Below are 646 nucleotides of genomic sequence, written 5' to 3'. Positions count from 1 at the left end.
TAGGGGCTGTTGACGTTTCATTGAAAGCCTTGAACCAAGCCTGAAAATCCGCAGTATGTTGCTACCGCTCATGCTTTCATACGGATTTGCAATGCCCCGATTGATGCTCACTGACGAGTACTGGTTGAAGCTGACCACGATATTCAGCCAGGTCAACATATACAACAAGCCCGACCTGCGCCTCAATGTTGAGGGAATGCTTTACCGTATCCGTGTTGGATGCCCATGGAGAGATCTTCCCAGCCAATTCGGCTACTGGAACTCTGTTTTCAAGAAATTCAACGCCTGGTCAGCACGGGGCAAGTGGCTGAAGATTTTCGAAATCGCAGCACATGATCCAGACATGGAGTGGTTATTCATGGACGGTAGCTATGTCAGGGCACATCAGCATAGTGCAGGTGCAGCTACGGAGGATGCAGAAGCTATTGGTAAGAGCCGGGGTGGTAATACGACCAAAATTCACCTGTCGGTCGATGCCTGCGGACTTCCCGTTGCCTTTGAGATTACGGGTGGTGAAGTCCATGATTGCAGTGCAGCCCCGGTACTGCTGGCAAAAACATCCGATGCAGAAACGGTTATTGCCGACAGAGGCTACGATAGCCAACTTGTTCGTGACCAGGTTGTAGAGCAAGGGGGAAAACCCGTT

Annotated in this window: 1 protein-coding gene; it reads left to right on the top strand. The window is 50.8% G+C overall.

Annotated elements, in window-relative coordinates; translation table 11 throughout:
- Positions 1 to 91: 91 nt before the first annotated feature.
- A partial coding sequence (locus tag ABD892_RS10155) for an IS5 family transposase (RefSeq protein WP_345195508.1) occupies positions 92 to 646 on the top strand: 555 nt, incomplete at its 3' end.

This window comes from Kistimonas scapharcae (assembly GCF_039540975.1).
GTDB classification, from domain to species: Bacteria; Pseudomonadota; Gammaproteobacteria; order Pseudomonadales; family Endozoicomonadaceae; genus Kistimonas; species Kistimonas scapharcae.
The sequence above is the reverse complement of the archived record's forward strand: the minus strand, read 5'-3'. Positions and strand labels throughout refer to the sequence as shown.